Source organism: Pseudochrobactrum lubricantis (assembly GCF_041929865.1).
Taxonomy (GTDB): Bacteria; Pseudomonadota; Alphaproteobacteria; order Rhizobiales; family Rhizobiaceae; genus Pseudochrobactrum; species Pseudochrobactrum saccharolyticum.
On the sequence record NZ_JBHEEE010000006.1, the window covers coordinates 41,062 to 65,738 of the forward strand.

Sequence of the window (24,677 nt, forward strand, 5' to 3'; positions counted from 1 at the left end):
GATCATACGCCAACCGATCAGCGAGTGAGTTCATTGGCGAATGCGATGCAGGCGAAAAAGTTTGTCGAAGAAATCCTTGATCTTCGCTTCGGCGCCGTCACCGACCAGTTCATTTGCACCGAACCGATAGACCTCATATCCCGCAAGGCGCAGCTCGCGGTCGGCCGACACCATATCGGCATAGACCTTCAATGAAGGAAGGTCGTTTTCCGAGAAATGGTGCTTACCGTCGACCTCAATCACGACGCGCTGACGGCTGGGTAACAGAAGCAGGAAGTCCATGCGTTGACGCGGCAATGGAAGCCGGTGACGCAGGGTTTTTACGACGGCAGGATCATAGTGAAGGTAGACCTGCGGCAGCAGCGCGGGCAGCGCCTCGCCGAGGGTAGACCGATAAGCCTTGAAGTAGGCCGCGAAAAGCTTGCGTTCCGCATCCGAGGCCAGGGATTCCTGGAGACGCGCTCCGAGTCTTGCGGCATCAGCACCGGGCGTAACGTCGCCCCACCAGGAAACGAGTTCCGACCACAGAAGGCCGCTCGCGCTGATCGGCCGGTCGTAGATCAGGCAGCTCTCTTCGCCGGACAGAATGACGATGTCGTTGTTGATCGCATCGGCGAAGCCGATTTCCGGCTTCGGTCCTCGTGACGCAAAGATCAGGTTTTTCGGCCGGCCGCCAACCCCCCGCACCAGAGAGCGGAAACTGAAAAGCGGATGGCCGGATACCTCGCCATCCTGCGCAAGCTCATATCCATCCCGCGCGAGCACCCTGTTCAACGCTTCGACTGTCTTCGTCTGCTCATCACCTGATCGGGAAAGGGGGTGAACAGCTTGTTCGAGCAAGGCGCCGAACCTGGCCCTGGAACAATCGAAGGCCCCGATTTCTCCAAACAGTTGTTCGACCGACCAATCGCCGGGATTGTGATCCATGTGCCGGGCGATGCGGTCGCGCAGGCTCTGGCCTTTGCTGCCAAAAAGGGCTTCGAATGGTGAGGAAAGCGGGAAGTAGCTCTCGACGACCTCCACGGTGCTACGCTCGCCGGCGAGGTCGTTGCCGAGAATCCGCGCGACGTCTCGTCGTGTGATCTGCGTCAGCGGTGGATCATCAGCCTCAAGCACCTTGCGGCCCGCCTCATCAAGCGGGATGTCGCTGCGAGCAGCAGCGAATTTGAGCGCCAGTCGAGCCAAGTCCGCCTGCGTGAGGTTTTCGAGCGCAAGTTCGATACGCTGCCGTTTTGAGAAGCCCTCTGGTGCCGGCACGACCAGCCCAGCGACCAGCCCCGGCTCCTGACTCATTTGGGCGTGGCTCATCCCGTGCAGAATTCCGAAGATAAGCCGATAAAGATCATCCGCCACGCCCGGTCCCTCTCAGGATCACACGCACAAATGCAAACATCCGCGTAAACAGATAATCCACCTGATCCAGAGAGGTCAGGGTTTCTTGGGTCGTCTCGGAATGACGAATGCGAAAGCTGTTCCCTATGGAGGTCAGCTCAGCGGCCTCCCGCCCAAGGGCTTCCCGGAATCCAGAGTCCGGCGTGGCGACACGGTCCAGCATCGCTTCGGCCTGAGCGCGCTTGTTGGCGCCGGGTTCCAGTGTCTTCAGCCGTTCAAAGGCATCCCACAGTTTCTCCAGCGCGTCCTGCCTGTCTTCAGGTTTGGGCGATAGAAACCGTTGGCGAGCGGCTTCGAGCAGGCGGTCCGTCTCCGCATCACCGGTATGAAACATCGCCCAACCGAGAACATCGGCGACCGGCTGTGGGAGAAGCCGGCGGGCCTGTCCGCTCGATGTGAGTTCATACGCAATCGCGTTCCGGCGAAACAGGAGGTTTACGTCGGCTACGAACCGAGCAAGGCCGCCGTCCCGGTTCCAGCTCAAGTGATGGTGACCGAAGTAGGAATGATAACTGCCTTGAATCGGCTCGCCGACGGCGCTGGCGCAAAACTCGAGCAGATCGAGGATCACCGGCGTATCGGGCACTTCGTTCACAGAGAACGGCCATTCGATCCACGGCACCTCGGCGCCCAGCACCCGGCTGAAGGCTTGGACGTCACATCCGCACGGACCATTCCCGTCGGGGCACTGTTCCGGAAAGCGAAAGCCAAACGAGCCATCGCCAATCCTCGTCTCGATCAAGGTGAAAAGACCCGCCCACAGACGGTCACCAATGACATCGATTGTTGCAGGGCGTGCCCCATATTCACGATCCGTAAAATAGCTCGACACCCTATCTCCCATCATCACTTCGCAGCACGGTTGGCTCGCCCGGCGATGTCCGCACATCGCATGATCAGCGCCTCGAAGGGTTCCGCGTCGTCAAGCAGCAACCCATCCTCGACCATGTGCGCATAGTCCGTTGCCAGCGCAGCGCGCGCATCTCCGTCCGGCACGAGTTGCAGCTTTCCACCGACGGCGGCTTCGTAGTCGATAACCTCGCCATCAACCGTCTTCGCCCCGAAGAACATGGTTTTGTGGCGGGCAACCGCGTCGGCGAGCTCACGATCCGATATTGCGGCGTTGGCGACCCCCGCATCATCCAGTCGGACGACATCGTGCCAATGACGGGCGAACCGATCGCCCCGCAACCGGCCCTCGAGGCAATAAACATGCATTGCCGTCGCTTTCTCCCAGAAGGTTCGCTCGGCATGCATGACCCGGGGACGAGCCGTTGGGAATTCGACGCCGTCGACCAATCCGGCCGCGTCGCATACAACATCGCGCGGGCTGGCCGGCTCCCCGGTCGAGCGGGCGCCGAATTCCAGCATCACGCTCGGAGCCACATAGCCCGATCCCGAAGAGGTCGCCTCATAGTCGATGAACAGCTTGTCGCCTTCGGCCCTGAACGTTGCAGGCAACGACTGCGCGTCGATCGCGCGGGCAAGGAGAGGTCGGACTGTTCCGTCGACCCATTCTGGCAGCCGGTGGCGGACTGCCTTCGACCATCGCTTCTCCTCACTCCGGTTTTTCGGCAGGCCCTCGCCGTTTTCGCCCACCAGGTCGGGGGCGATGGCGCGGATGTCGTAGGTGAGATCCACGTCCTCGGAAAAACGCCGGATGACGTGATAAGCCTTTGACAGTGATGTGCCGCCCTTGAACACGAGATGTTCGCCGAAATTTGACCCGAACAGCGTTGCGAGAGTCCAGACGACCCACACGTCCTTTTCAAGCAGATGGGCCGGGCGGCCGGATCGATCGGCGGCAACGGCAAGAGCCTCGCGCCGATCGTTCGCTGACAATGTGACGAAGGCTTCAGCCATGAGCGACCTTGCCGACCGATCTGGCGAGCCAGCTCGGTAGTTGCGGCGCGGCCGCGACAAGCTCGCCGAACGTAGAAGACGGCAGCTTGTGTTTCAGCGTCTTCAAGGCCGCTTCCGCCTTCTCCGGTCCCAGCCAGGCGAGTGCGCGCACGGCCTGCCCGGCAGGGCGATCGGCCAACGCCAACTGCCAGCGTGGCGCATGGCGCAGCTCAATAGTCTGCTGGCCCAGAGTCATGGTCCGGCTTCGGCCCGAGGTCAGATAGACCGACCGGACCGGTACTTGGGTCGTGAGCCCGAGCGCATTGGCAGCCGCCGCTCCGTTCGACACGATGATTTCACCACGCTGCGTCGCAAGGGCTTCAACGGCTTTATCGACGGAGGGCGCGCGAACGCCGAACCGGCTCGAAACCGGACGTAGGTAAACGCCGCGCCCGGCCCGTATCAGCCGGCCACGTTCTGCCAGTCGCGACAATGCCTGGTCCAATGCGGGGCGGTTGCCGAGATGGAGCAGGCTTTTCGCGGCGATCGGAGCGCCCTCGGGCAAACCCTCGGTATGCGCCAGAATCTGTTCGGTCAGTCGCTGCATGATAAATCTCCTGTCAGAAATATACGCAGTTTTCTGACAGTTTTCAATCTATGTGGGAACGCCATGACTCATGTTTACGCCCGCTCCCCGGACTGTCGCGCGGAGTCAGGGATGTTCGAATTATCTGCGGTCGGGGCGCTAGTCCCCCACCCGTCTCGGCAATTACAGACCCTATCGTCACCGCAGCGGCGAAAACCGCTCGGTTCCGCCTGGCTCGAAGCGCACCGAAGCGATGGAGGCCGGTCATGTCCGATAGAGCAAAGCCGGATCGCCGCTGGCCAACGCCGGACATCCTCAAGCGCGCCAGGTTCGTCGACGAGGCGGGACCAGTTCGTTTCGTCGACACTGAGGCGGCGGCGCGCTACCTCGCCCTCGAAGCACATACGTTGGAGTGCTACCGCTCGCGAGGAGGAGGCCCCGCCTATCATAAGTTCGGCAAATGGGTCCGCTATGCAGTCGATGATCTGGACGCTTGGGCTAAGAGCTGCCGTCGCACCACGACGGTATCGCCAGAACCGCCCCGCATCCTTCCCATTGACCGGATATAGGTTCTAACCTATATGGAATGGGAGGTCGAATTCCACTCCGCCTTCGAGGCTGAGGTTCTGACTTTTGAGCGTGATGTCCGGGTCGCGTTGATCGCCGCCACCAAGCTGCTGTCCGATTACGGACCGCAGCTTAGCCGGCCTCACGCCGACACGCTCAAAGGATCGAAACACGCCAATATGAAGGAGCTGCGCTTCGAAGGCAGCGATGGCGAATGGCGTGCGGCCTTCGCTTTCGATCCCGAGCGCAAAGCCATCGTTCTTGTAGCGGGTGACAAATCGGGCGTCAGTCAGAAGCGCTTCTACAAAACGCTGATCGCAAAGGCGGATCTACGGTTTTCCGAGCATCTGGAAAGCCTGAAATCCGCAAAGAAGGGCAAATGAGATGGGTCGGAGCCTGAATGACATCATTGCCGCGCTCCCTGCCGAAGAGCAGGCAGCGATCGACGCCCGCTATCAGGATTTGAAGCAGGAAGTCGAGGGCCTTCGCGAGTTGCGGCAGATTGCGGGTAAGGCCCAGGCTGAGATCGCATCCGCGCTCAACATCAAGCAGCCCTCGGTTTCTCAGATCGAGCGACAGACCGATATGTATCTCTCCACTCTCCGCAGCTATGTGGAAGCTGTGGGGGGAGAGCTCGAATTGACGGTCAAGCTGCCGCAGCGGCCCGCATTGCGGATTCACCAGCTCGGCGATGCCAGCGCTCCTCCACAGATAACGACCCGCCGTCCTGGCACGCGCGCGCAGATGGGCGGTCGGCGTGGGCGCTAGTTATCCGACGAGAATCATCCTGGCGTTTCGAAGCGGCGGCGTCTGCGCCTTTCCGAAATGCGGCAAGCATCTCACCTACGACGCCCAGGTGGGAGACGACACCTATGTCGGCGAGGCGGCACATATTCGGGGTGAAAAGCCGACCGCCGCGCGCTACGACGCCTCCATGACCGATGCGGAGCGCGATAACGTCCGCAACCTTATCTATCTCTGCACCGACCACCATACGATCATCGACAAGGTCGAGGCTGATTGGCCCACCGCGACGTTGCAGCAACTGAAGGAAAGCCACGAAGAGCAGGTTCGCCAGGCGATGGAGGCGGCTTTTGCGGACGTTGCCTTTCCCGAATTGCAGAACGCTGTGTCGTGGGTCGCCAGCCAAGCTCCTGTAGGCAATGGATCGTTCGATCTCACCGCGCCCGACGAGAAGATCAAGAAGAACGCTCTATCGAACGGATCTCGGCATATCATTGCTGCCGGTCTGACCTCGCGAGCTACCGTTGGCGACTATGTCGAGGCCGAAGCGCAGCTCGATCCGGACTTTCCCGAACGCCTGAAAGCCGGCTTCCTTGAGGAATATTACGCGCGTCGGAAGGAGGGCCATAAGGGCGACGAGCTGTTCGAGCTGATGTGCGCCTTTGCCCAACGCGGGTTGCGTCGGCAGGCGGACAAGACTGCTGGTATCGCGGTGCTGATCTATCTTTTCGAAATCTGCGACGTGTTTGAGAAATGATTCTTCCGACCAAACATATCCCGCAGAACGAGGCGCTGATCGGTGTCGGCGCGACGCTGCTTGCCCACCTCAGCATGCCCATGACCGTCTCGGGCCTTTGGGAGCGTCTGCGCACGGAGCCGAACGTCGGAACTTTCGAGCGGTTCGTGCTGGCCTCGAATCTCCTCTATCTCATCGGCGCCATCGACATTCGAGACGGCCTCATCGTCAGGACCGCCTCATGATCCGAGCTGTTCGCGCCAATCACAAAGGCTTCCACGCCGCTCTGCTTCAGCCAGGAGTCAATCTCATACTGGCCGACCGATCCACCTCGGCCGGCGACAAGGACACGACGAACGCACTTGGCAAATCGACGCTCATCGAGATCATCGACTTCTGTCTCGCAAGCAATACCTCACCCGGAAAGGGACTTCGCATCGAGGCTTTGCAGGGTTGGGCATTCACGCTGGAGCTTTCCCTGTCCGGCCGCGACGTCGCGGTAACGCGAGCCACCGACACGCCCGGTTTCTTCGCGATCGAAGGCGCGACCGACGACTGGCCTGTCCGCCCGACCCCTAACAAGGAAGGCGTGCCCGGTCTCGACGCGAAGAAATGGCGAGCGGTCCTCGCCTGGGCGCTGTTCGGCATCAGCGAGTTGTCTGCCGAGTCGGGCTACAAGCCCTCGGCGCGGTCGCTGCTTTCCTATTTCGTGCGTAACCAGACAGCCGCGTACAACATCCCCTTCAAGTATTTCGATAATCAGAAGACCTGGGATATCCAGGTCCACAACGCATTCCTTCTCGGATTGAACTGGGAGAAAGCTGCGACCTGGCAGCAGCTCAAGGATCAAAAGAACGCACTCGATGCGCTCAAACAGGCGATCAAGACCGGAGCGGTCGACGGCGAACTGGCGTCCCTCGGTGAACTCGAAGCCGAACGCCTTCGCCTGTCGACACAGCTCGAACGCGAGCGCGATGCTCTCTCAAGCTTCCGCGTGCTTCCCCAGTACCGTGAGATCGAGGGCCAGGCGAACGTCCTGACCGGCGAAATCCACGGCTTGGTCAACGCCAATATCGTGGATAAGCGCCGGCTCGATCGCTACCGCGACTCGCTGGTCAGCGAAGATGTCCCGACCGAAGACCGGCTGGAAGCTCTCTACGGTGAGGCGGGCATCGCCCTGCCTGGCGCCGTCAAGAAGACGCTGGAGGATGCGCGGGCTTTCAATGCGCAGATTATCGCCAACCGCCGCGAGTTCATCGCCAGCGAGATTGCCGCGCTTGAGGCTGCTGTCAGCGAGCGCGAGACGAACATAGCGACTCTCACGGATCGCCGTGCCGGCTACCTTAGCGCGCTTGCCGGACAGGGCGCGCTGGAGGAACTGACGCAGCTACAGGAGCTGCATGCCGCCACCCGGCTGAAGGTCGATGAACTGACCAACAGGATCACACAGCTTCGCCAGATGACCACGAAGGCGGACACGATCAAGGTCGAGACCGTGGAGTTGAAGCGAGCGACAGCACTCGATTATGAAGAACGGCGCGCACTCTGGTCACAGGCGCTCAGCCTGTTCTCTGAATTCTCCGAGAGTCTCTACAAATCGCCCGGTCGCCTAGTCATCGACATCGATGATACGGGCTACAAGTTCGACGTAGAGATTGCCGGTAGCCCGAGCGAGGGTATCAGCAAGATGAAAATCTTCTGCTACGATCTCATGCTGATCTCATTCGCGCGGCAGCGCGGTCTCGGGATCGACTTCCTGATTCACGACAGCACGATCTTCGACGGCGTTGATCCCCGTCAGCGAGCCCACGCGCTCGAACTAGCGGCAGCGATGGCCGCAAAATACGACTTTCAATATATCTGCACCCTCAACACCGACATGGTCCCGGTCAGCGACTTTTCGCCGGGCTTCGACTATGAAGCGCTCGTTCGGCTGCGTCTGACGGATACCGACGCGAGCGGTAGTCTGCTCGGATTCCGGTACTGATTGGGGGGCGCACATGGTCGGGTCTGGCTCTTCATTTTCGGAACGCTTCGGTTGCCACCGCGCCCATTCCGGGGGCGCACGCTCACGGACGGATATGGGCATATCGGAGAAATTCGCGTGAAAACGCGCGATTTTAAGTGAATGAAGGTAATTTGGTCTATTCAGTTGTGTATCTTAGGGCCTCGCAAATCGGAGTACGATCTACGTGACGCGGCACGGTTTTACATCAACGACGCGCCATGTCATCGCTTCCAGGGCAGGCTATCGTTGTTCCTATCCGGGCTGCCAGAAGTTGACCCTCGGGCCAGCGGTCGCACCTGACCAGTACGAGGACACCGGCTTCGCCAGCCATATTCACGCCGCCTCTCTTCGTGGCCCCCGTGGGCAGGGCGGGCTAAAGCCTGCGCAACTAAAACACGCATCCAATGGTATTTGGATGTGCGGAGCGCACGAGAACCTGATCGACAAGAAAAGCGGCGTGCGCTTTCCCGTCAATGTGTTGCAGAGCTGGAAAGCGCTCCACGAATACCGCACATCGTTTGAACATAGCGGAAATCAGGCAGCTTTCGGATTCGTGCGAACTCTAAGGCTTGAGCGTTCACCGCTCTTCACGCCCGGCACGCAGATCGATTTCGCCAAGACCACATTTCTAATCGGGCCTAATGGCAGTGGCAAATCCGCTATTTGCGAGTGGGTGAGCATACTTGAGGCGAGTGACAATATCCGGCGTTGGCTCGCAAACAACAACGTCCACTACGATATCATATTCGACGCCCCCGCCGAACATCGGCTCTCCGTTCAAACAGAAGGCATCCTCACTCTAGACCTTGATGGAAAAACGGTTAGCCGAAACCACGCCCGATCAAGCGCGGTTTATCTAAGCGGACGCGGTGACAACCGCATTGTGTGCGATCTTCGTCGAATCATGGACTTGCTCCAGATTGATGAGTTCGCGTTGCGCAGCTTGGGCACTCGCGTATCCGGTGATTTCGTAAAGAAAGTGGAATTTGTCCAGCGGACGCAGCAGGAAGACGACGAGGACGAGCTTCAGAGAGATGATCTTGACGCACCTGTCTACGTGTTGGAAAGTCATCTGACCAATGGTCGAGTGATGAGGTTCGAGCAATTATCGGGTGGCGAAAGGGGGCGCGTTCTACTTGAACTCGCGATGGCGCTAGCCCGTGAAGGAACCCAATTCGGGCCGACGCTGCTATTGGTCGAGCTTAAGTCGCTTGGAATGGATTGGGGTGCTATCCAGCCCTATTTGGACTTCTTCGGCAGTCCCGAGTGCCTATACCAAACTGTCTTGACATCTTGGGAACTACCCAGCGACGTCGAGATGCTCGGCTGGCAGATCTACATGGTGGACGGACGACCAGGAGAGAAAGGGACAGTAGTCGCATCACCGCGTGCGTGACCCAAGAAGTTTGGGTTCATCGCCTCTCTCAGTCTGCTGCAACCACCGACGACCACCCTGTCGGACAACCCTTTCGTCCTGGTCAGAAATCGACAGACCAGACCTCTATCCCATTGCGTTCGAACTGCGGTCGGCGTTCGTTGCCGGGGAACAAGGGTGACATGAAGAATACGTACTTATATCGCTCCATGCGAGATGCGAGCTTAACAAGATCGGCTGCCAGCTTGCCGTTGTTGCGTGGATTGACAGCCGCAAAGGTCTCGGCGCCGACATAGCCGGCTTCCTCACTCATGATGTCGAGTTCAAGCGATGCGTGCGCGCCAGGGGCGAGCCGAAACCCGCTCACGTCTGGATGTAGGTTCAACAATTGGCGGGCAGCCGCGATGGCGACGGCGAAGGTCCAAGTCTGATTGATTTGCTCGATCAGATTTAACGGCCGATCCTCGAGGGGATGGAAGCCAATTGGATCGAACTTCATCCGGCGCAACAGGTCCAGCGGGTCCCCCGATTGCGACGCCATCCATTGTTGAGCCCGTGCGGCAGAGGCTCGCACCATCTCCATCAAATTATCCGTCTCGACGGCGGTGCGGATGACAATATCCTTCGTCACTCTCGCATAACCTTTTCCCAGGTGTGAGCGCAGTAGCTGCACAAACCGGGATAGTCTGGATTGTACTCATGGACCGTGATGTCGGCACTGCATCGACTGCACTCGCCACCGATCGTTTCCTTACATGCAAAGCAAATGCTCATTTCTCCATTCTCGACATAGGCGTCGGCGCTGCATTCGGGGCATGTCGCGATCGGTGACGAGTCACCGTTCTTGGCGGCATAATAGGCGTCGATCTCGTAGCTCGCCGACACGACCATCTCAGCAAGCTGCCGCTGATCGTACTCATGGCCACACTGGAAGCATTTGGCATCGGCCGCTTCGCTCTCGATATTGTCGCGGTCGGTCTGACCGATAAGAGACGAGCCACAATTGGTGCAAGACATACGATCCAGTTGCCCGATCTCACCGGGCCAATTCAGGCGCAGAAGGCTGTCCATGCAGCTCTTCTGGACCTTATTGAAGGCATTCGTCTCTTCAAGGATTGTATCCCAGACGTCCGCCAAGACGTCTTGCGGATCTTCTTTCAGCGTCTCCAGGAAGTCGATAACCATCGGAAATGAGGCGGCGATCGCCTCCTTCAGCGCTCCAACGGGTTCGGCCAGGTGATAATGCTCAAGATTGTTTCGGAATCGTTGCAGCTTTTCGATGTTCACGTCAGGCCAGGACAAGCCGAATTTCTTGAATCGGCTCTTGAGCTGGGCGAGATCTACCGTCGCATAGCCGACAACCTCATGGTCAACGCCGCCGTCACCATCGGGGACGGGTTCGAATTTCGCGCCGATGATCTCCATCGGATCGGCGTCAGGGGCGGCACGGACGAGGCATTCCTTGCCCAGTAACAGCACGCCCGCATAGTAGTTGCGCGCCGCACTCAACATGCGCGCGTCGGAACCCTCTCGGAAATCTTCGATACCGAGCACAATCGAAGTTACCGCATTCTCAAATATATCCGCCATGCCCCCGCCAACAGCTCCGAAACTTCCACAAATCTACCCTAGACTCTTCAAGGAAAGGCGTCACCTCGGCCGGGAAGCGGTCGAGCGCACTATCGCATGTTGGAGAAGCTGACGGCCGCTTTCGTCGTCGGATGCCGCTGTCATAGTGGCGGATGGAAGCGGCGATGGGGCTAGTCGGCACCCTTCCGCACCGTCTCGACCGAGAGGGAGACTTGCTCCAGCGGCCGTAATAACTCGGCCTCCGGTTTCGTCAGCCATAGCCAGGCCGCCCAATCTTCCGGCCGCAGCACCACGATCTGCCGGTCGTGGATCGGCTTCACGTCGGGACCGGGATCGGTCGTCAGCATGGCGAAGGAGGCCGGGTGATTGCCCTGCGCCTCGCGCCAGATGCCGGCGACGGCAAGGAAGGGCGCTCCGTTCAGCGTAAAGCGGTGCTTGGTCTTCGGATATTTCGTGCCGGTGAACTCGAAGAAGGCCGAGGCCGGGACGAGGCAGCGATGGGTGTTGGAGAAATCGCGCCCTTCCGAGCGGAAGTTGAACACCGGGCCGCCCTCGGGCCGGTTCGACGGCAATCCGAAATTCATCCGCTCCAGCTCGACCTCGCGGTCGTTCGCCGTCGCCCGCATCACCGGACCCATCTGGTTGATGCGGATGTCGTCATGTTCGGGAAGGTCAAGGTCGCTTTGTTGCGTCGGAATCCCAAGCTCCAGCGCCTGCATCATCCTGCAATACTCGACCCATTTCACATGCTGTTCATAGGCGTTGCACATGGATGGCAAGATAGGGCGGGACCGGAGCGATTTCGAGGCTGGCGGTCCTTCGCGATTTCCGGCGGTCCGTATCTATGCTTTTGCATTTATACGCTTCCACGGTTTTACGGTCTTGCGGGGGAAAGCCTTCCCCCTGGTCGGCACTTCGTTGCCGACACACCCCCTTCTGCGGGGAGACCCCGCAACGCCCCCCGAGAGTGAGAGTGCGGACGGGGTTTGCCGTGACGGGTTGAGGGCTGGGAGAGAGGCTCCCGGCGCCCGTCGCGGAGAACCGCGATGTCCAGACGTGACCGCACCCCTCGCGCCGGCTCGGACCGGACGAACCTCTATGACGAGATCACCGGCAAGATCATCGCCGAGCTCGAGGTCGGCCGCTTCCCCTGGGTCCAGCCCTGGGGCACGGCGTCGGCGAAAGCGCCGCTCGGCCTGCCGAGGAACGCCGCCACCGGCCGCAGCTACAGCGGCATCAACATCCTGATCCTCTGGGGCGCCGTCGTGCAGCACGGTTTTCCCGGTCAGGGCTGGCTCACCTACAGGCAGGCCGCCGCGCTCGGCGGCAATGTCCGCAAGGGCGAGCAGGGCACCACCGTCGTCTATGCCGACCGCTTCGTCCCAGAGGACGAGAAGCGCCGGGCGCGCGAGACCGGCGAGGAAGCCCAGGCCATCCCCTTCCTCAAGCGCTTCACCGTCTTCAATGCAGCGCAATGCGAACGGCTGCCCGACGACATCACCGTCGCGGTTCCGCCGCCGCCCCCCGGCCTGATCGAGCCGAGGGTCGAGGCGCTGATCAGGGCGACGGGCGTCGACTTCCGCATCGGCGGCGACAGGGCATTCTATGTACCGGCCGACGACTATGTGGTCGTGCCGCCGCCGCAAGCCTATTTCGAGCCGATCAACTGGCACCGGACGGCCCTGCACGAGCTGGGTCACGCCAGCGGCCATCGCAGCCGGCTGAACCGCGATTTCTCCTCCTCCTTCGGCACGAAGAAATATGCCTTCGAGGAACTGATCGCCGAGATGAGCGCCGCATTCTGCTGCGCGTCGCTCGGCATCGTCCCGACCGTGCGCCATGCCGACTATATCGGCTCCTGGCTCGACGTGCTGCGCGAGGATTCCCGCGCCGTGGTCCGCGCCGCCAGCCAGGCCAGCAAGGCGGCCGACTGGATATTGTCCTTCGCCCCCGATGACGGGCTGCGCCCGGTGGAGGCCGAGCCTGACAGGCGGGCGGCGTGATTGACCGCGCGCGACTTCACGCCGCTCTCGTGCGCATGGAAGCCGGCCTCGCCCGAAGCCGGGACAATCTCGCGCTGGCCGAGCGCGCGGTATGCCGCCGGGCCGAAGCCGAGGCGATCCGCCGGCGGCCGAAAGCGCGGCACTACCATCGTGCGATGAGCCGCTGGACCGGCGCGGACGAGGCGGAATACCGCCGCATCCTCGACGATCTGCTCAAGGCGTCCGGTCCCGATCTCGACCGGCTTCGTCGCAGGATCGTCCGGCAGGAGGCGGCGATCGACACGCTGCGGCGGAAATACGGGGTGGACGCGCCGCGGCCGTCGCTCCCCGCCCGGTGAGGCAGGCGCCCGCATCGGCGTTCCAGAGAGTGAGAGAGGGGATGGGGATTTCGTGACGGGTTGATAGCGGAGAGAGAGGCTCTCGGCGCCCGTCACGGAGTACCCCACCATGGCCCGAGCTGCCAAGAAGAAGCCCGCCCTCGCGATGATCGAGTTCTCGCGGTCGCGCGACATTCCCTTCAACCGCATCCATCTGTCGAACGACAATGTTCGCGAAGTCGACGCCGATGCGGGCCTCGATGAGCTTGAGTTCGATGTCGAGCGCCGCGAGGACCTGATCCTCGGCATCAATGTCCGCGCCGTTCTCGACGCCGACGGCAACGAGACCGGCGATTTCGAGACCCCGGCCGGCGGTCGCCGCTACCGCGTCATCGCCCGCCTGGTGGCAAAGGGTCGCTTCCCCGAGGACGGCCTGGTCCCCTGCCTCGTCAAGAAGGCCAATGCCAAGACCTCGGCCGTCGACGACTCGCTGGCCGAGAACACCTTCCGCGTCGGGCTGCATCCGCTCGACCAGTTCCGCGCCTTCAAGCGGATGGTGGATGGCGGCATGACCCACGAGGAGGTCGCCAGCGCCTACTTCACGACGACGCGCTATGTCGAGCAGCGCCTGGTGCTCGCCAAGGTCTCGCCCAAGCTGCACGAGGTCTATGCCGCGAACGGCATGACGCTCCGGACGCTGGAGGCGTTCACCGCCCATCCCGATCACGAACGCCAGGAGCAGGTTTGGGATGCCGTCCGGCAGTCCCACAACAAGGAGCCCTGGCAGATCCGGGAAATGCTCACCGAGACCGAGGTTCCCGCATCCGACAAGCGTGCGCGCTTCGTCGGCCTCGACGCCTATCTGGCGGCGAGCGGGTCTCTCCTGCCGCGCTATCTCTTCGACGATGACGAGGAGGGATGGCTGGAAGACGTGCCGCTTCTCGACCGGCTGGTCGGGGAGAAGCTGAAGGCGGCCGCGGATGCTGTGGCCGCCGAAGGCTGGAAGTGGGTCGAAGCAGACCTCGAACTTCCCTACGGCTATGACCACGGCCTGCGCGGCGTCGTCGGCACGCCGGCGGAACTGTCCAAGAAGGAGCGGCGCGAACGCGAGAAGCTGCGCAGCCAGCAGGAGCGGCTTGAGGCCAAGTACCCGGCCGATCAGGAGCTGCCCGAGGACATCGACCGGCGCCTAGGCGAGATCGAAAGGCAGCTCGAAGCCTTCGAGCGCCGCCCGACCGTCTATGATCCGGTCGAGATCGCCATCGCCGGCGCTTTCGTCACCGTCGACGAGGACGGCGAGCTTGTCGTCAATCGCGGCTGGGTGCGCCCCGAGGACGAGCCGGTCGAGACCGTCGACACCGAAGGCGTCGAGCCGGATGCCGGTATCGACGGCGAGGACGATGACGATCTCTCGCCCGAGGGACCGCGCACCGTCATCGCCGTCAACGGCCGGCCGGTCGAGCCAGAGGAGGACGTGGACGTCATCCGGCCGCTCCCCGAAAAGCTGGTGATCGAGCTGTCGGCGCATCGTACCATCGCGCTGCGCAACGCGGTCGGCAGCAATCCCCATGTCGCCATGACGGCGCTGCTGCACAAGCTCGCCCGCGACGCCTTCAGGCGATCCACCCATGGCGCGACCGTCCAGGTCTCGGTTCACGAGGTCTTTTGCGGCAATCAGGGAACCGACCTGAAGACCACGCCCTATGCGAAGGCCGTGGACAAGCGCCACGCCGCATGGAAGGCCAAGGTGCCGACCGACGACGATGCGCTCTGGGACTGGCTCGTTGCGCTCGACGACGAGAACCGCATGGCGCTGCTGGCGCATTGCATGTCTCTCGGGATCAACGCGCTCTACGAGCGGCCCAATCCCATGAGCGCCACCGGCATCTCCGAAAGGCAGCTCCAGGCGCGCATGGCGGAAGCCGACCGCCTGGCCCGCGTGACCGGCCTCGACATGGCGGAGGCCGGATTCCGGCCGACCGTCGCGAACTACTTCGGTCGCGTGACCAAGCAGCGCATCCTCGAAGCCATCGCCGAGGCCGTCGGCGAGAGCACCGCCAATCTCCTCGACAACCAGAAGAAGGACAAGATGTGGATGGCGTCCGAGGCGGAGGAGCGGCTGGCGAATACCGGCTGGCTCCCGGAACCGCTGCGTCTCGCCAGCGAAGAGCCCGCGATCGAGGGTGCAGCCGAAGAGGACGAGCCCGACGTGGCGCTTCCCGACTTCCTCGCCGGCGACGACGAGGCCCCCGAAGCCGGCACCGGCGAAGATCCGGCGGTGCTCGTCGCCGCCGAATAGTCCCACATCCGCGGGGCGGCCGCGGTCGCCCCGCATCTTCCCCCTTCCACCTCCAGGCCCGGCGCTCGCCGGGCCGTTTTCGTTTCAGGAGCACATCATGCCGATGTTCACCATCGAGACCGCTTACCGGCTCCCGGCCTACCGGACGCGGACATACGAGGCCGACACGCCCGAGCTGGCTTGCCGGCTCGCCATCGAGGACGACGATCGGGATGGCGATGCGATCGCCTACGAGTCGGCCGGCGAGACCTACGTCACCGGCATCTGGCCCGGACCGGATGCGCCCCTCGCACGGTCATCCATTGCCGTTCCCTCGCAGTTCGCGGAGACGGACGCCCGGAAGATCGCGCAGTTCGAGATCGTTCTCGGCCTGCTGAAGATGCTGGTCGCAGACGTTTGCGCGAATACCGCCACGGAGAGGGACTGGATCTCGCGCGCCTCCTGGGAGGTCGCACGCGGCGAGGCGATCATCGCCGGCGCGCGCGATCCCGACCCTGCCGCCGATCTTCCCGGACGTCGCCATGTCCTGGCATGGCTTGAGGAAGATCGAGTTCGCGATCGCATCGCGACGATCCTCGCAACCGATCCGGACTTCGGCGGCCTGTCGCCCGACGCCGTGACCGACTGCGAGATCAGCTCGGCATGCCTGGCTGTCGTCAGATCGACCGCTCCCGACGACCGGACCGGCACGGCCGAGATCCGCGCGGTGCTCACCGCCCTCGGACCGGCATTGTGGCGCAACACCAAGGGAGGCCGGCCATGATGCACTCGATCTATGCCGATCTCGGCATCACGGTGATCGACACCGACCGGGCGGTCCTGCGGGCGGCGGCGCGAATGCTTCCCGCCTGGGTCCGCCGGGACCGCTGCAAACGCCTTCTGCGCCGCAAGTTCTACCGCGAGATGCTGCGCTGCCACGCCGCGGCCCAAAGCGGCGCGTGGCAGACCTGGCACTGAGCCTTCCCACCATCCCGTCAACCAGACCGGCCGTCGCGCCCGGTGCTTTCCCTATGGAGCTTCCCATGCCCAGATTTGTTGTCCGCAAGGGCCACGATGCCTTTGTCTATTACGAAACCGTCGTCGAGGCCGGCACGCCCGCAGAGGCGCGAAGCGTCGCCGAAAGCGTCCGCTACGATGGCGAATGGATCGCCACCGGCGAGGTGCAGGAGTTCGACGATTATGAAATCGACGAATCCACCGGCGTCCGTCTTCTCGAAAAGGGTGAGACGGTCGAGGCGTTCCTGATCGTCGCCATGACCGCCCACGAGCGCGATGCGGTGCTCGCCGGTCTTCGCACCCTTCAGCTCGCCCTTGTCAACGGGCCGCTCGATCCGGTGTTCCTGGACATCTACAACAACGACGGCGCGCACGCCGGGCTCGATCTCCCCGAGATCGACGCGCTGTGCGAGCGCATCAACGTGTAGGTGGCCGCGATGTACGCCACCTATCTCCGTCTCGCTGTTCCCGTGTGGGAACGCGGCCGCACGGTCGTCGGGGCGGCGCGGCGCAAGCTGTCCCGCTCCGCCCTGCGCGATCCCGACAGGCGGGACGCGCGCAAGCGCTTCTATCGCAAGATGCTGCGCCACCACGCCGAGGCGCAACGCCTCGTCGCGCGCTTCCGCCTCTGACGCCTGCGTCTCCCCGATCGCAATCCCCATCCATCGCCCGGCCATCGCGCCGGGCGTTCTCGTTTCAGGAGCCTGACATGGCCATTCCCGATCACGCCCGCACCAACTTCAACACGCTTCTCCGCGCCGCCGGCGACGGCAATCTCGCACTCATGGAGTGCCTGGATGCCGTCACCGGCGAGCGCCGTTACGTCCTTTGCGCCGTCGGCCGCGCGGAGGACGGCGATTTCGTCATGACGCCCTTCGGCCATCTGGCCGATGGCAATCCCTACGACGCCTACCTGCCGCCCGATCCCGACGATCCGGACGGCTTCATCGCCAGGTCGGGCGAGGGAGCCGCGTCATGATCACCGTCGACGAGATACTGGCGGCGGACCTTCGTTGCCCGCCCTCGCAGCGCTCGCTGCCCTGGCCCGAAACGCGCGATGGCGTCACCGTCGTCGTCGAGCCGAAGCCGCATTGGGCCGCCGACATGACGGCCTTCCGGCTTCAGGATCGGTCCTATTGCTACTACGCCGACTGGACCGAGAACGGCCCGGCCGCGCGCTTCTTCGATCACCCCGAGACCTGCGGCCGCGAGGTGATGGCGAAGGCGCGCGACATGCTGGTGCGGGAGATCGCCGGCGGCCTCTGGCGCCTGTGAGCGAGGGAGAGAAGGGACGGGGCCTGGACGGTTCGGGGCGGTTGAAGAGAGAGCGCCGCCCGGACCTGTCTCCTTCCTCTCTCCGGAGAACCAGGCCATGACCCTTCAAGCCACTGCCCGCCAGACCGCAACGATCGTAGCGGACGATTGCCGCGAAACCTTCCTGCCGACCCTGTTCGGCCTGCGGCTCCTCATCATCGCGGAAAACACCGTCTATCATGTGATGGAGCGGCTCAGCCCCTATGACTATCGCGGGGGCTTCTGGAATTTCTACGAGTATGGGGGCCGCCCGCTGTTCCTCGCCCCCGCGTCGCGATCGCCCATGCGGATCGAAAGCGGGCTCACCGAGTTTCGCGGCGAGGTGTCGGCCGAGGCCGCCGGCATCATCGCGACCCTCTTCGTCCTCTCGAACCTCGCGCTGCGCCACGATTCCGACCATCTGGCGGAAGCCTACCATCGCCTCGCAGCCTATTCGAAGGGACATGCCGAAGCTTCGGCTATCTTCGCGGCGATCGACTGACTTGACCGGGCGCCTCGCCTCACGGCGGGGCGCTCTCGTCGTGTTCGCGATGGCCCGTTCGGCGCGGCGGGGGCGGCCGTCCTACCATTCGCCCTTCTGTCCTTCGGCGGCATAGTCGAAGCGCAAGGTCCACGGCCTGACGGGCCGATGGTCATCCGTCCGCGTCACGCGCAGTCGCGACATCCTCGGCACGACGGTCGGTGCGGTGTCGAAAACGACGGGGATCGTGTAGACCGCCTGCGCCTGCCGGTTCTGGTAGCGGGCCTCCGCGCTGACGATGATCGCGGGCGCGATGTCCCAGAACTCCGACAGGGCGGCGAGGAGAAGCGCGATCGCGATGATGCAGGCACGGAAGGCGGTCGAGGTCGACCAATGCCCCTCTCCGAAATCCGGCAAATCGGACGTGATCGTCGATGCCGCGAACGCCAGGATGATGAGCCAGTAGAATCTCGGCGCACGCGGAAGCAGCCATGTCCTCACGAGCTTAATCCTTCCAATATCGCGGTTGTTTCGGGATTTGCGCAAGCAAACCGGCGCAAAATCCAGCCCGCTCAATTGTAGATCAAAGCCGTCGTCTCAACGAGGTGACGGCCGGAAACCTCCGGCGGCGAACGGCTGCTCTCGGCGATTTCGCGGAAGCTGTGAGAGGAAGAGAGGGGCCGGGACGGATTTGAGCCGGTGCGGTCGAGAGAGAGCGCTGCGCGGCTCGTTTCCGTCCACTCTCCCGAGGTTCCCCATCATGAACATGATATCCGCAACCGCGGCCGCCGAGGTCGCCGCATCGCTTCCGCCCGTCGCTGCGTCCGCCACGCCCTCGGCGATCGTCGTTGCCGCGCAGATCCTCCTTTCTGACCTCGAACGCGGCCAGCGCGTCGACGCCACCATGCTGCGCGGCGCGATGGAAACCGCCTTCGGCGGCTCCGACACTGCCGGCGCCTGGGACTGGAAGACCGCCTACGAAGCCTGCGAGGTCGCGACCGTCCTCATGCTGCGCAAATACGGAAAGCCGCTTTTCCGCAAGGCCGGCTCCGCCGCCGCGGTCCTGCCGCAGCTTTCCAAGATCGCCGGCCTGATGCCGACGCATACGCGCCGCTCCGAGGAGGCGCAGACCTTCCAGCAGTTCTCCACCCCGATCCCGCTCGGCCTGGCAGCCTCGTTCGCCGCAGCCATCACGCCGGCCGACCGCGTGCTGGAGCCCTCGGCCGGAACCGGGCTTCTCGCCATCCTGGCCGAGATCGCCGGCGGCTCGCTCCTGCTCAACGAGCTGGCCGACACCCGCGCCGATCTTCTCTCCCACCTCTTTCCGGCCCTTGCCGTCACGCGCTTCGACGCGGCCCAGATCGACGATCACCTCGACCGGGCTCTCCTTCCGACCGTCGTTCTCATGAACCCGCCTTTTTCGGTGATGGCGAATGTCGAGGGCCGCATGGCCGACGCCGCCTTCCGCCATGTCGCCTCGGCGCTGGCGCGCCTTGCGCCCGGCGGCCGGCTGGTGGCGATCACCGGGGCGAATTTCGCGCCGGACGCACCGGCCTGGTCCTCGGCCTATGCCCGTCTGCAGGAACGCGGCCGCGTCGTCTTCTCCGCCGCGATCGACGGGTCGGTCTATGCCAAGCACGGCACGACCATCCCGACGCGGCTCACCGTCATCGACAAGCTGCCGGCGGACGATCCGACCGCGTTCCCGACCGCGCCCGGCGTCGCGCCGGACGTCGCCACGCTTCTCGGATGGCTGGCCGAGCATCTCCCGGCCCGCCCGCCGGTCGACCCTTCCATCGCCGTGCCCATGGCCGCGACCGCCGCGCCCCGGACCGTGCGCGCCTATATCAACCGGGCGGCGAAGGCCGCGCCGGCTGTGGCGCATCGCGAGCCGGAGGGCGTTCCGCTCGCCTATGAGACGGTCGACTGGAAGCCTGCCCAGGCCGGTCGCCTGTCGGATGCGATCTATGAGGAATACGGTCTCCAGACCATCCGGATTTCCGGGGCTTGCGCGCATCCCACCCAGCTCGTCCAGTCGACGTCGATGGCGAGCGTCGCCCCGCCGAAGCCGAGCTATCGCCCGATGCTGCCGGCGGACGTGCTCGGCCTGCTGTCGGACGCGCAGCTCGAAACGGTGATCTATGCCGGCGAGGCGCATTCCGACTTCCTCGCCGGCGCATGGACGGTCGACGACACCTTCGACAAGCTGAGCGCCGCGGCCGAGGACGCCAGCGGCGCCGTCCGCCTCCGCCAGGGCTTCATGATCGGCGACGGCACCGGCGTCGGCAAGGGACGCGAGTCGGCCGCGATCATCCTCGACAACTGGCTGCAAGGAAGGCGCAAGGCGGTCTGGATATCGAAGTCCGACAAGCTGATCGAGGACGCGCAGCGCGATTGGGGCGCGCTCGGCATGGAGCGCCTGCTGGTCACGCCGCTGTCGCGGTTCCCGCAGGGCAAGCCGATCACGCTGAACGAGGGCATCCTATTTCTAACCTATGCCACGCTGCGCTCCGACGACCGCGGAGAGAGGGTTTCGCGCGTCCGGCAAATCGTCGAATGGTTTGGCTCCGACGCCGATGGAGTGATCATTTTCGACGAGGCGCACCAGATGCAGAACGCCGCTGGCGGCAAGGGAGAACGCGGTGACGTTGCCGCCTCGCAGCAGGGTCGCGCCGGGCTGCGCCTCCAGCATGCGCTGCCGAACGCGCGCATCGTCTATGTCTCCGCCACCGGCGCGACCACCGTCCACAATCTCGCCTATGCGCAGCGGCTCGGCCTGTGGGGCGGCGAGGATTTCCCCTTCGCCACGCGCGCGGAGTTCGTCGAGGCGATCGAGGCCGGCGGCGTGGCGGCGATGGAGGTGCTTGCCCGCGACCTGCGCGCCCTCGGCCTCTACACCGCCCGCTCGCTCTCCTTCGCCGGCGTCGAATACGAGCTGGTCGAGCATGAGCTGACGCCCCAGCAGGTCCGCATCTACGACGCCTATGCCGCCGCCTTCGCCATCATCCATAACAATCTGGATGCGGCGATGCAGGCCGCCAACATCACCGGCGGCGGCGAAGGCGGCTCCGGCACGCTGAACAGGCAGGCGAAATCCGCCGCCCGCTCGGCCTTCGAAAGCGCCAAGCAGCGCTTCTTTGGCCATTTGTTATGCAGCATGAAAGCGCCGACCCTGCTGCGCTCGATCGCCGCCGATCTGGAGGCGGGCCATTCGGCCGTCATCCAGATCGTCTCGACCGGCGAGGCGCTGATGGAACGGCGGCTGGCGGAGCTGCCGACCGAGGAGTGGAACGACGTCCGCGTCGACATCACGCCGCGCGAATACGTCCTCGACTATCTCGCCCATTCCTTCCCGGTCCAGCTCTACGAGCCGTTCACGGACTCGGAGGGCAATCTGTCGTCGCGCCCGGTCTATCGCGACGGCCTGCCGGTCGAAAGCCGCGAGGCCGTCGCCCGACGCGACGCGCTGATCGCCAAGCTCGCCAGCCTGCCGCCGGTTCCCGGCGCGCTCGACCAGCTCGTCCAGCATTTCGGGACGGACATGGTTGCCGAGGTGACGGGCCGCTCGCGGCGCATCGTGCGCAAGCCCGGCGGCAGCGTCACCGTCGACCGTCTCGTCGTCGAGACGCGCGCAGGCGCCGCCAATCTCGCCGAGACACAGGCGTTCATGGACGATCAGAAGCGCGTGCTCGTCTTCTCCGACGCCGGCGGCACCGGCCGCAGCTACCATGCGGAGAAGTCGGCGAAGAACACGCGGCTGCGCGTCCACTATCTGCTCGAGGCGGGCTGGAAGGCGGACACCGCCATTCAGGGCCTCGGCCGGACGCACCGCACCAATCAGGCACAACCGCCGCTCTTCCGGCCGATCTCGACGAATGTGAAGGCGGAGAAGCGCTTCCTGAGCACGATCGCACGCCGCCTCGACACGCTGGGCGCGATCACGCGCGGCCAGCGCCAGACCGGCGGCCAGGGCCTGTTCCGGCCCGAGGACAATCTGGAGAGCCCCTACGCCCGCGACGCGCTGCGTCAGCTTTATTTCCTGCTGGTGCGCGGCAAGGTCGAGGGATGCTCGCTCGACCGCTTCGAGCAGGCCACCGGGCTGAAGCTGATGGACTCGAACGGCCTCAAGGACGAGCTGCCGCCGATCACGACCTTCCTGAACAGGCTGCTGGCGCTGACGATCGAGCTTCAAGGCGTGCTGTTCACCGCCTTTGAAGGGCTGCTGACGGCCCGCATCGAAGGTGCCATCGCGTCCGGCACCTATGACGCCGGGCTGGAGACCCTGCGCGCCGAAAGCTTCGTCGTCGTCGATCGCCAGACGATCTACACCCACCCCCGCACCGGCGCGGAAACCAGCCTGCTCACGATCAACGAACGCAGGCGCAACCGGCCGGTGACGCTCGACGCAGCTCTTGCCGAACTTGCCGATCCGCGCGCGAAGCTGCTCGTCAACGAGCGCTCCGGCCGGGCCGCCGTGCAGATACCAGCGAGCAGCGTCATGCTCGACGACGGCGAGATCGACCGCCGTGTCCGCCTGATCCGCCCGACCGAGGCGCACAACATCCCGATCCGCCTCATGGGCGGGACGCACTGGGCCGAAGCCGACCGGGATGCCTTCGCATCGGCCTGGGAAGCCGAGATCGCCGAGGTGCCGGAGTTCACCGATGCGAGGCTTCACATGGTTACGGGCTTGCTGTTGCCGATCTGGAAGCGCCTGCCCAACGACTCGACGCGCGTCTATCGGCTCCAGACGGACGATGGCGAGCGCATCATCGGCCGGCAGGTCTCTCCGGCCTGGGCCGCAACCGCGACCACGACCGGCGCCGCGTCGATCGCGCCCGACGACGCCTTCGCCGCCTTGATGGACGGCCGCACCATCCTCGACCTCGCCGAGGGCCTTCAGCTTCGCCGGGTGCGCGTCATGGGCGCGAACCGCATCGAACTGTCGGGCTTCGACGACACGATGCGCGAGCGCCTGACGGCTTACGGGCTGTTCCACGAGATCATCTCGTGGAAGCTGCGCATGTTCGTGCCGAGCGACGCCAGCGGCCCGGACGTGCTTGCCAGGGTGCTCGATCGCTGGCCGGTCGAGCGCATCGGCGAGCGGGAGGCGGCGTGATGCCCCGTCCCGACGCCTCCGAGCTGGCGATCCGCCTCGGCCATCACGCCGAAGCGGTTTGCCGCGAATACCTGTCGTCCGGCCGGCGCGCCGGACGGTACTGGCAGGTCGGCGATGCGCGCAACAGCCCCGGACGCTCGATGTTCGTGCGCCTGACCGGGCCGGAAACCGGCAAGGGCGCGGCAGGCAAATGGACCGACGCATCGACCGGGGAGCATGGCGATCTCCTCGACGTCATCCGCGAGGCGCTCGGCCTCGTCGACTTCAAGGACGTAGCCGAGGAAGCGCGCCGGTTCCTCTCGCTCCCGCATCCCGAGCCTGCGACGACGGGGGCACCGACCGGCAGGACCTCCAGCCCCGCGCCGTCGGGGTCGCCGGAAGCCTCGCGCCGGCTTTTCGCGATGTCGCAGCCGATCGGCGGCACGCTTGCGGAAATCTACCTCAACGGGCGGGCGATCACGTCCCTCTCCGGCGTCGCCGCGCTGCGCTACCATGGGCGGTGCTACTATAAACCGGATGCGCATTCGCCCACCGAGATCTGGCCGGCGATCGTCGCGTCCGTCACCGACCTCGACGGCAAGCAGACCGGCGCGCACCGCACCTGGCTTTCACCGGACGGTTCGGGCAAGGCGCCCGTCGATTCACCGCGGCGGGCGATGGGCGATCTTCTCGGGCACGGTGTCCGCTTCGGCGCCGCCGGTGAGGTGCTGGCGGCCGGCGAAGGCATCGAGACCGTGCTATCGCCCCGTCAGGTCCTGCCCCACATGCCAATGATGGCGGCGCTTTCGGCCGCACACCTCGCCGCCATCCTGTTCCCACTGAGCCTGCGCAGGCTCTATGTCCTCCGGGATCGCGATCCGGCAGGGGACGGTGCGCGAGACAGCCTGGTCGCCAGAGCAACGAGCCTCGGGATCGAGGCGATTTCCCTGTCGCCGAAGCTTGAGGACTTCAACGATGATCTGCGCTGGCGCGGCGTCGACGCCCTCCGGGCGACCCTGTTGGAGCAGGTTCATCCCGATGACGTCCGCCGTTTCGTGGAGGGCTGAGGCGATCGGCAGGGGATGCGGTGTGGATCAGGCGTCTCCACTTGCCGTCTCCCTTCATCATCGCAAGCGACCTTTGCTGTCGGAGAGCCCACGCCCACGGCCTTCTGAGAGGGCGATCGGCCCACAAACGGCCCGGCCGGGCAATGGCGCGGCGCGCGGCTATTTTCCGCCGGCGGGGCGAGCCCCGCCTTTGCAGCGCGAAACAAAATAGCCGGGCTTGGCCATCGAGGCCCTCGCGAGAGGCGAGGGCTGCCAGTCCGGTCCGCCTGTGGGCGTCGACGCC

The 24,677-nt window shown here is 64.1% G+C and carries 27 protein-coding genes; 19 read left to right on the plus strand and 8 right to left on the minus strand.

Annotated elements, in window-relative coordinates; translation table 11 throughout:
- Nucleotides 1-30 precede the first annotated feature (30 nt).
- Genes JNC80_RS13090 through JNC80_RS13105 form a run of 4 tightly spaced genes read right to left on the minus strand, consistent with a single transcriptional unit; the run spans nt 31 to nt 3,841 of the window.
- Nucleotides 31-1,353: an AbiJ-related protein gene (locus JNC80_RS13090; protein ID WP_003497293.1), complete on the minus strand. Its 1,323-nt coding sequence runs from the start codon at nt 1,351-1,353 to the stop codon at nt 31-33.
- Nucleotides 1,343-2,224, minus strand: coding sequence for a hypothetical protein (locus JNC80_RS13095; protein WP_024896898.1), 882 nt, complete (start codon nt 2,222-2,224; stop codon nt 1,343-1,345). Before JNC80_RS13095 ends, JNC80_RS13090 begins: the two co-directional genes overlap by 11 nt.
- 14 nt (nt 2,225-2,238) lie before the next feature.
- The gene (locus tag JNC80_RS13100) at nt 2,239-3,255 is read right to left on the minus strand and encodes a nucleotidyl transferase AbiEii/AbiGii toxin family protein (protein ID WP_003497288.1); all 1,017 of its coding nucleotides are present in this window, start codon (nt 3,253-3,255) and stop codon (nt 2,239-2,241) included.
- Complete coding sequence (locus tag JNC80_RS13105) at nt 3,248-3,841, minus strand: DUF6088 family protein (RefSeq protein WP_003497286.1); 594 nt, start codon at nt 3,839-3,841, stop codon at nt 3,248-3,250. The genes JNC80_RS13100 and JNC80_RS13105 overlap by 8 nt, the downstream gene beginning before the upstream one ends.
- A gap of 245 nt (nt 3,842-4,086) precedes the next feature.
- Here JNC80_RS13105 and JNC80_RS13110 point away from each other — a divergent pair, with 245 nt between their 5' ends.
- The 7 genes from JNC80_RS13110 (at nt 4,087) to JNC80_RS13140 (ending at nt 9,271) form a co-directional block, all read left to right on the plus strand.
- Complete coding sequence (locus JNC80_RS13110) at nt 4,087-4,389, plus strand: helix-turn-helix domain-containing protein (protein ID WP_024896899.1); 303 nt, start codon at nt 4,087-4,089, stop codon at nt 4,387-4,389.
- Nucleotides 4,390-4,401: 12 nt separating this feature from the next.
- Nucleotides 4,402-4,770: a type II toxin-antitoxin system RelE/ParE family toxin gene (locus JNC80_RS13115; RefSeq protein WP_003497284.1), complete on the plus strand. Its 369-nt coding sequence runs from the start codon at nt 4,402-4,404 to the stop codon at nt 4,768-4,770.
- Nucleotide 4,771: 1 nt separating this feature from the next.
- Nucleotides 4,772-5,155, plus strand: coding sequence for an XRE family transcriptional regulator (locus JNC80_RS13120; RefSeq protein ID WP_003497282.1), 384 nt, complete (start codon nt 4,772-4,774; stop codon nt 5,153-5,155).
- Nucleotides 5,145-5,888 carry an HNH endonuclease gene (locus JNC80_RS13125; protein ID WP_003497280.1) on the plus strand — a complete coding sequence of 248 codons (744 nt, stop codon included), beginning with the start codon at nt 5,145-5,147 and terminating at the stop codon, nt 5,886-5,888. The genes JNC80_RS13120 and JNC80_RS13125 overlap by 11 nt, the downstream gene beginning before the upstream one ends.
- A complete protein-coding gene (locus tag JNC80_RS13130) occupies nt 5,885-6,112 on the plus strand; it encodes an ABC-three component system middle component 6 (protein WP_003497278.1) in 228 nt (75 codons plus the stop codon). The genes JNC80_RS13125 and JNC80_RS13130 overlap by 4 nt, the downstream gene beginning before the upstream one ends.
- Nucleotides 6,109-7,854: a DUF2326 domain-containing protein gene (locus JNC80_RS13135; RefSeq protein ID WP_003497277.1), complete on the plus strand. Its 1,746-nt coding sequence runs from the start codon at nt 6,109-6,111 to the stop codon at nt 7,852-7,854. Before JNC80_RS13130 ends, JNC80_RS13135 begins: the two co-directional genes overlap by 4 nt.
- Nucleotides 7,855-8,059: 205 nt before the next feature.
- Nucleotides 8,060-9,271, plus strand: a complete 1,212-nt coding sequence (locus JNC80_RS13140) for an AAA family ATPase (RefSeq protein WP_003497275.1) — start codon at nt 8,060-8,062, stop codon at nt 9,269-9,271.
- 82 nt (nt 9,272-9,353) lie between these two features.
- On the opposite strand, the gene JNC80_RS13145 is transcribed toward JNC80_RS13140, so the two are convergent.
- The 3 genes from JNC80_RS13145 to JNC80_RS13155 form a co-directional block, all read right to left on the minus strand.
- A complete protein-coding gene (locus tag JNC80_RS13145; protein WP_003497274.1) occupies nt 9,354-9,881 on the minus strand; it encodes a hypothetical protein in 528 nt (175 codons plus the stop codon).
- Nucleotides 9,878-10,840, minus strand: coding sequence for a hypothetical protein (locus JNC80_RS13150; RefSeq protein WP_003497272.1), 963 nt, complete (start codon nt 10,838-10,840; stop codon nt 9,878-9,880). The genes JNC80_RS13145 and JNC80_RS13150 overlap by 4 nt, the downstream gene beginning before the upstream one ends.
- Before the next feature lie 170 nt (nt 10,841-11,010).
- Entirely contained in the window at nt 11,011-11,610 is a 600-nt protein-coding gene (locus tag JNC80_RS13155) for an SOS response-associated peptidase (RefSeq protein ID WP_003497270.1), read from the minus strand.
- A 276-nt stretch (nt 11,611-11,886) separates the two neighbouring features.
- On the opposite strand from JNC80_RS13155, the gene JNC80_RS13160 reads away from it, so the two are divergent.
- From JNC80_RS13160 to JNC80_RS13205, 10 genes are all read left to right on the plus strand, one after another.
- Nucleotides 11,887-12,843 (plus strand): ArdC family protein, encoded by a 957-nt coding sequence (locus JNC80_RS13160; protein ID WP_003497268.1) that lies wholly within the window; start codon nt 11,887-11,889, stop codon nt 12,841-12,843.
- The gene (locus JNC80_RS13165; protein WP_003497267.1) at nt 12,840-13,181 is read left to right on the plus strand and encodes a hypothetical protein; all 342 of its coding nucleotides are present in this window, start codon (nt 12,840-12,842) and stop codon (nt 13,179-13,181) included. Before JNC80_RS13160 ends, JNC80_RS13165 begins: the two co-directional genes overlap by 4 nt.
- 109 nt (nt 13,182-13,290) lie before the next feature.
- On the plus strand, nt 13,291-15,459 hold the full coding sequence (locus JNC80_RS13170) for a ParB/RepB/Spo0J family partition protein (RefSeq protein WP_024897972.1): 2,169 nt from the start codon (nt 13,291-13,293) through the stop codon (nt 15,457-15,459).
- A gap of 97 nt (nt 15,460-15,556) precedes the next feature.
- Complete coding sequence (locus tag JNC80_RS13175) at nt 15,557-16,222, plus strand: hypothetical protein (RefSeq protein WP_024897973.1); 666 nt, start codon at nt 15,557-15,559, stop codon at nt 16,220-16,222.
- On the plus strand, nt 16,219-16,416 hold the full coding sequence (locus JNC80_RS13180) for a hypothetical protein (RefSeq protein ID WP_003497264.1): 198 nt from the start codon (nt 16,219-16,221) through the stop codon (nt 16,414-16,416). The genes JNC80_RS13175 and JNC80_RS13180 overlap by 4 nt, the downstream gene beginning before the upstream one ends.
- A gap of 65 nt (nt 16,417-16,481) precedes the next feature.
- Complete coding sequence (locus JNC80_RS13185) at nt 16,482-16,883, plus strand: hypothetical protein (protein WP_024897975.1); 402 nt, start codon at nt 16,482-16,484, stop codon at nt 16,881-16,883.
- A gap of 9 nt (nt 16,884-16,892) precedes the next feature.
- Entirely contained in the window at nt 16,893-17,087 is a 195-nt protein-coding gene (locus JNC80_RS13190; RefSeq protein ID WP_024897976.1) for a hypothetical protein, read from the plus strand.
- A 77-nt stretch (nt 17,088-17,164) separates the two neighbouring features.
- The gene (locus JNC80_RS13195) at nt 17,165-17,434 is read left to right on the plus strand and encodes a DUF6117 family protein (protein ID WP_003497260.1); all 270 of its coding nucleotides are present in this window, start codon (nt 17,165-17,167) and stop codon (nt 17,432-17,434) included.
- Complete coding sequence (locus JNC80_RS13200) at nt 17,431-17,730, plus strand: hypothetical protein (RefSeq protein WP_003497258.1); 300 nt, start codon at nt 17,431-17,433, stop codon at nt 17,728-17,730. The genes JNC80_RS13195 and JNC80_RS13200 overlap by 4 nt, the downstream gene beginning before the upstream one ends.
- Nucleotides 17,731-17,827: 97 nt before the next feature.
- Complete coding sequence (locus JNC80_RS13205) at nt 17,828-18,250, plus strand: antirestriction protein (RefSeq protein WP_003497256.1); 423 nt, start codon at nt 17,828-17,830, stop codon at nt 18,248-18,250.
- 81 nt (nt 18,251-18,331) lie between these two features.
- Here the strand turns inward: JNC80_RS13205 and JNC80_RS13210 are convergent, their stop codons facing one another.
- Nucleotides 18,332-18,730: a hypothetical protein gene (locus tag JNC80_RS13210; RefSeq protein ID WP_003497254.1), complete on the minus strand. Its 399-nt coding sequence runs from the start codon at nt 18,728-18,730 to the stop codon at nt 18,332-18,334.
- A gap of 259 nt (nt 18,731-18,989) precedes the next feature.
- On the opposite strand from JNC80_RS13210, the gene JNC80_RS13215 reads away from it, so the two are divergent.
- Both JNC80_RS13215 and JNC80_RS13220 read left to right on the plus strand, forming a co-directional pair.
- On the plus strand, nt 18,990-23,348 hold the full coding sequence (locus JNC80_RS13215) for a strawberry notch family protein (RefSeq protein ID WP_003497253.1): 4,359 nt from the start codon (nt 18,990-18,992) through the stop codon (nt 23,346-23,348).
- Complete coding sequence (locus JNC80_RS13220; RefSeq protein WP_003497251.1) at nt 23,348-24,394, plus strand: DUF7146 domain-containing protein; 1,047 nt, start codon at nt 23,348-23,350, stop codon at nt 24,392-24,394. Before JNC80_RS13215 ends, JNC80_RS13220 begins: the two co-directional genes overlap by 1 nt.
- Nucleotides 24,395-24,677: the final 283 nt, after the last annotated feature.

Coding starts and splice junctions, on each gene's coding strand:
- JNC80_RS13100 (WP_003497288.1), bottom strand. CDS start 3,255: ATGGCTGAAGCCTTCGTCACATTGTCAGCGAACGATCGGCGCGAGGCT.
- JNC80_RS13105 (WP_003497286.1), bottom strand. CDS start 3,841: ATGCAGCGACTGACCGAACAGATTCTGGCGCATACCGAGGGTTTGCCC.
- JNC80_RS13110 (WP_024896899.1), top strand. CDS start 4,087: ATGTCCGATAGAGCAAAGCCGGATCGCCGCTGGCCAACGCCGGACATC.
- JNC80_RS13115 (WP_003497284.1), top strand. CDS start 4,402: ATGGAATGGGAGGTCGAATTCCACTCCGCCTTCGAGGCTGAGGTTCTG.
- JNC80_RS13120 (WP_003497282.1), top strand. CDS start 4,772: ATGGGTCGGAGCCTGAATGACATCATTGCCGCGCTCCCTGCCGAAGAG.
- JNC80_RS13130 (WP_003497278.1), top strand. CDS start 5,885: ATGATTCTTCCGACCAAACATATCCCGCAGAACGAGGCGCTGATCGGT.
- JNC80_RS13135 (WP_003497277.1), top strand. CDS start 6,109: ATGATCCGAGCTGTTCGCGCCAATCACAAAGGCTTCCACGCCGCTCTG.
- JNC80_RS13150 (WP_003497272.1), bottom strand. CDS start 10,840: ATGGCGGATATATTTGAGAATGCGGTAACTTCGATTGTGCTCGGTATC.
- JNC80_RS13155 (WP_003497270.1), bottom strand. CDS start 11,610: ATGTGCAACGCCTATGAACAGCATGTGAAATGGGTCGAGTATTGCAGG.
- JNC80_RS13160 (WP_003497268.1), top strand. CDS start 11,887: ATGTCCAGACGTGACCGCACCCCTCGCGCCGGCTCGGACCGGACGAAC.
- JNC80_RS13170 (WP_024897972.1), top strand. CDS start 13,291: ATGGCCCGAGCTGCCAAGAAGAAGCCCGCCCTCGCGATGATCGAGTTC.
- JNC80_RS13175 (WP_024897973.1), top strand. CDS start 15,557: ATGCCGATGTTCACCATCGAGACCGCTTACCGGCTCCCGGCCTACCGG.
- JNC80_RS13180 (WP_003497264.1), top strand. CDS start 16,219: ATGATGCACTCGATCTATGCCGATCTCGGCATCACGGTGATCGACACC.
- JNC80_RS13185 (WP_024897975.1), top strand. CDS start 16,482: ATGCCCAGATTTGTTGTCCGCAAGGGCCACGATGCCTTTGTCTATTAC.
- JNC80_RS13190 (WP_024897976.1), top strand. CDS start 16,893: ATGTACGCCACCTATCTCCGTCTCGCTGTTCCCGTGTGGGAACGCGGC.
- JNC80_RS13195 (WP_003497260.1), top strand. CDS start 17,165: ATGGCCATTCCCGATCACGCCCGCACCAACTTCAACACGCTTCTCCGC.
- JNC80_RS13200 (WP_003497258.1), top strand. CDS start 17,431: ATGATCACCGTCGACGAGATACTGGCGGCGGACCTTCGTTGCCCGCCC.
- JNC80_RS13205 (WP_003497256.1), top strand. CDS start 17,828: ATGACCCTTCAAGCCACTGCCCGCCAGACCGCAACGATCGTAGCGGAC.
- JNC80_RS13215 (WP_003497253.1), top strand. CDS start 18,990: ATGAACATGATATCCGCAACCGCGGCCGCCGAGGTCGCCGCATCGCTT.
- JNC80_RS13220 (WP_003497251.1), top strand. CDS start 23,348: ATGCCCCGTCCCGACGCCTCCGAGCTGGCGATCCGCCTCGGCCATCAC.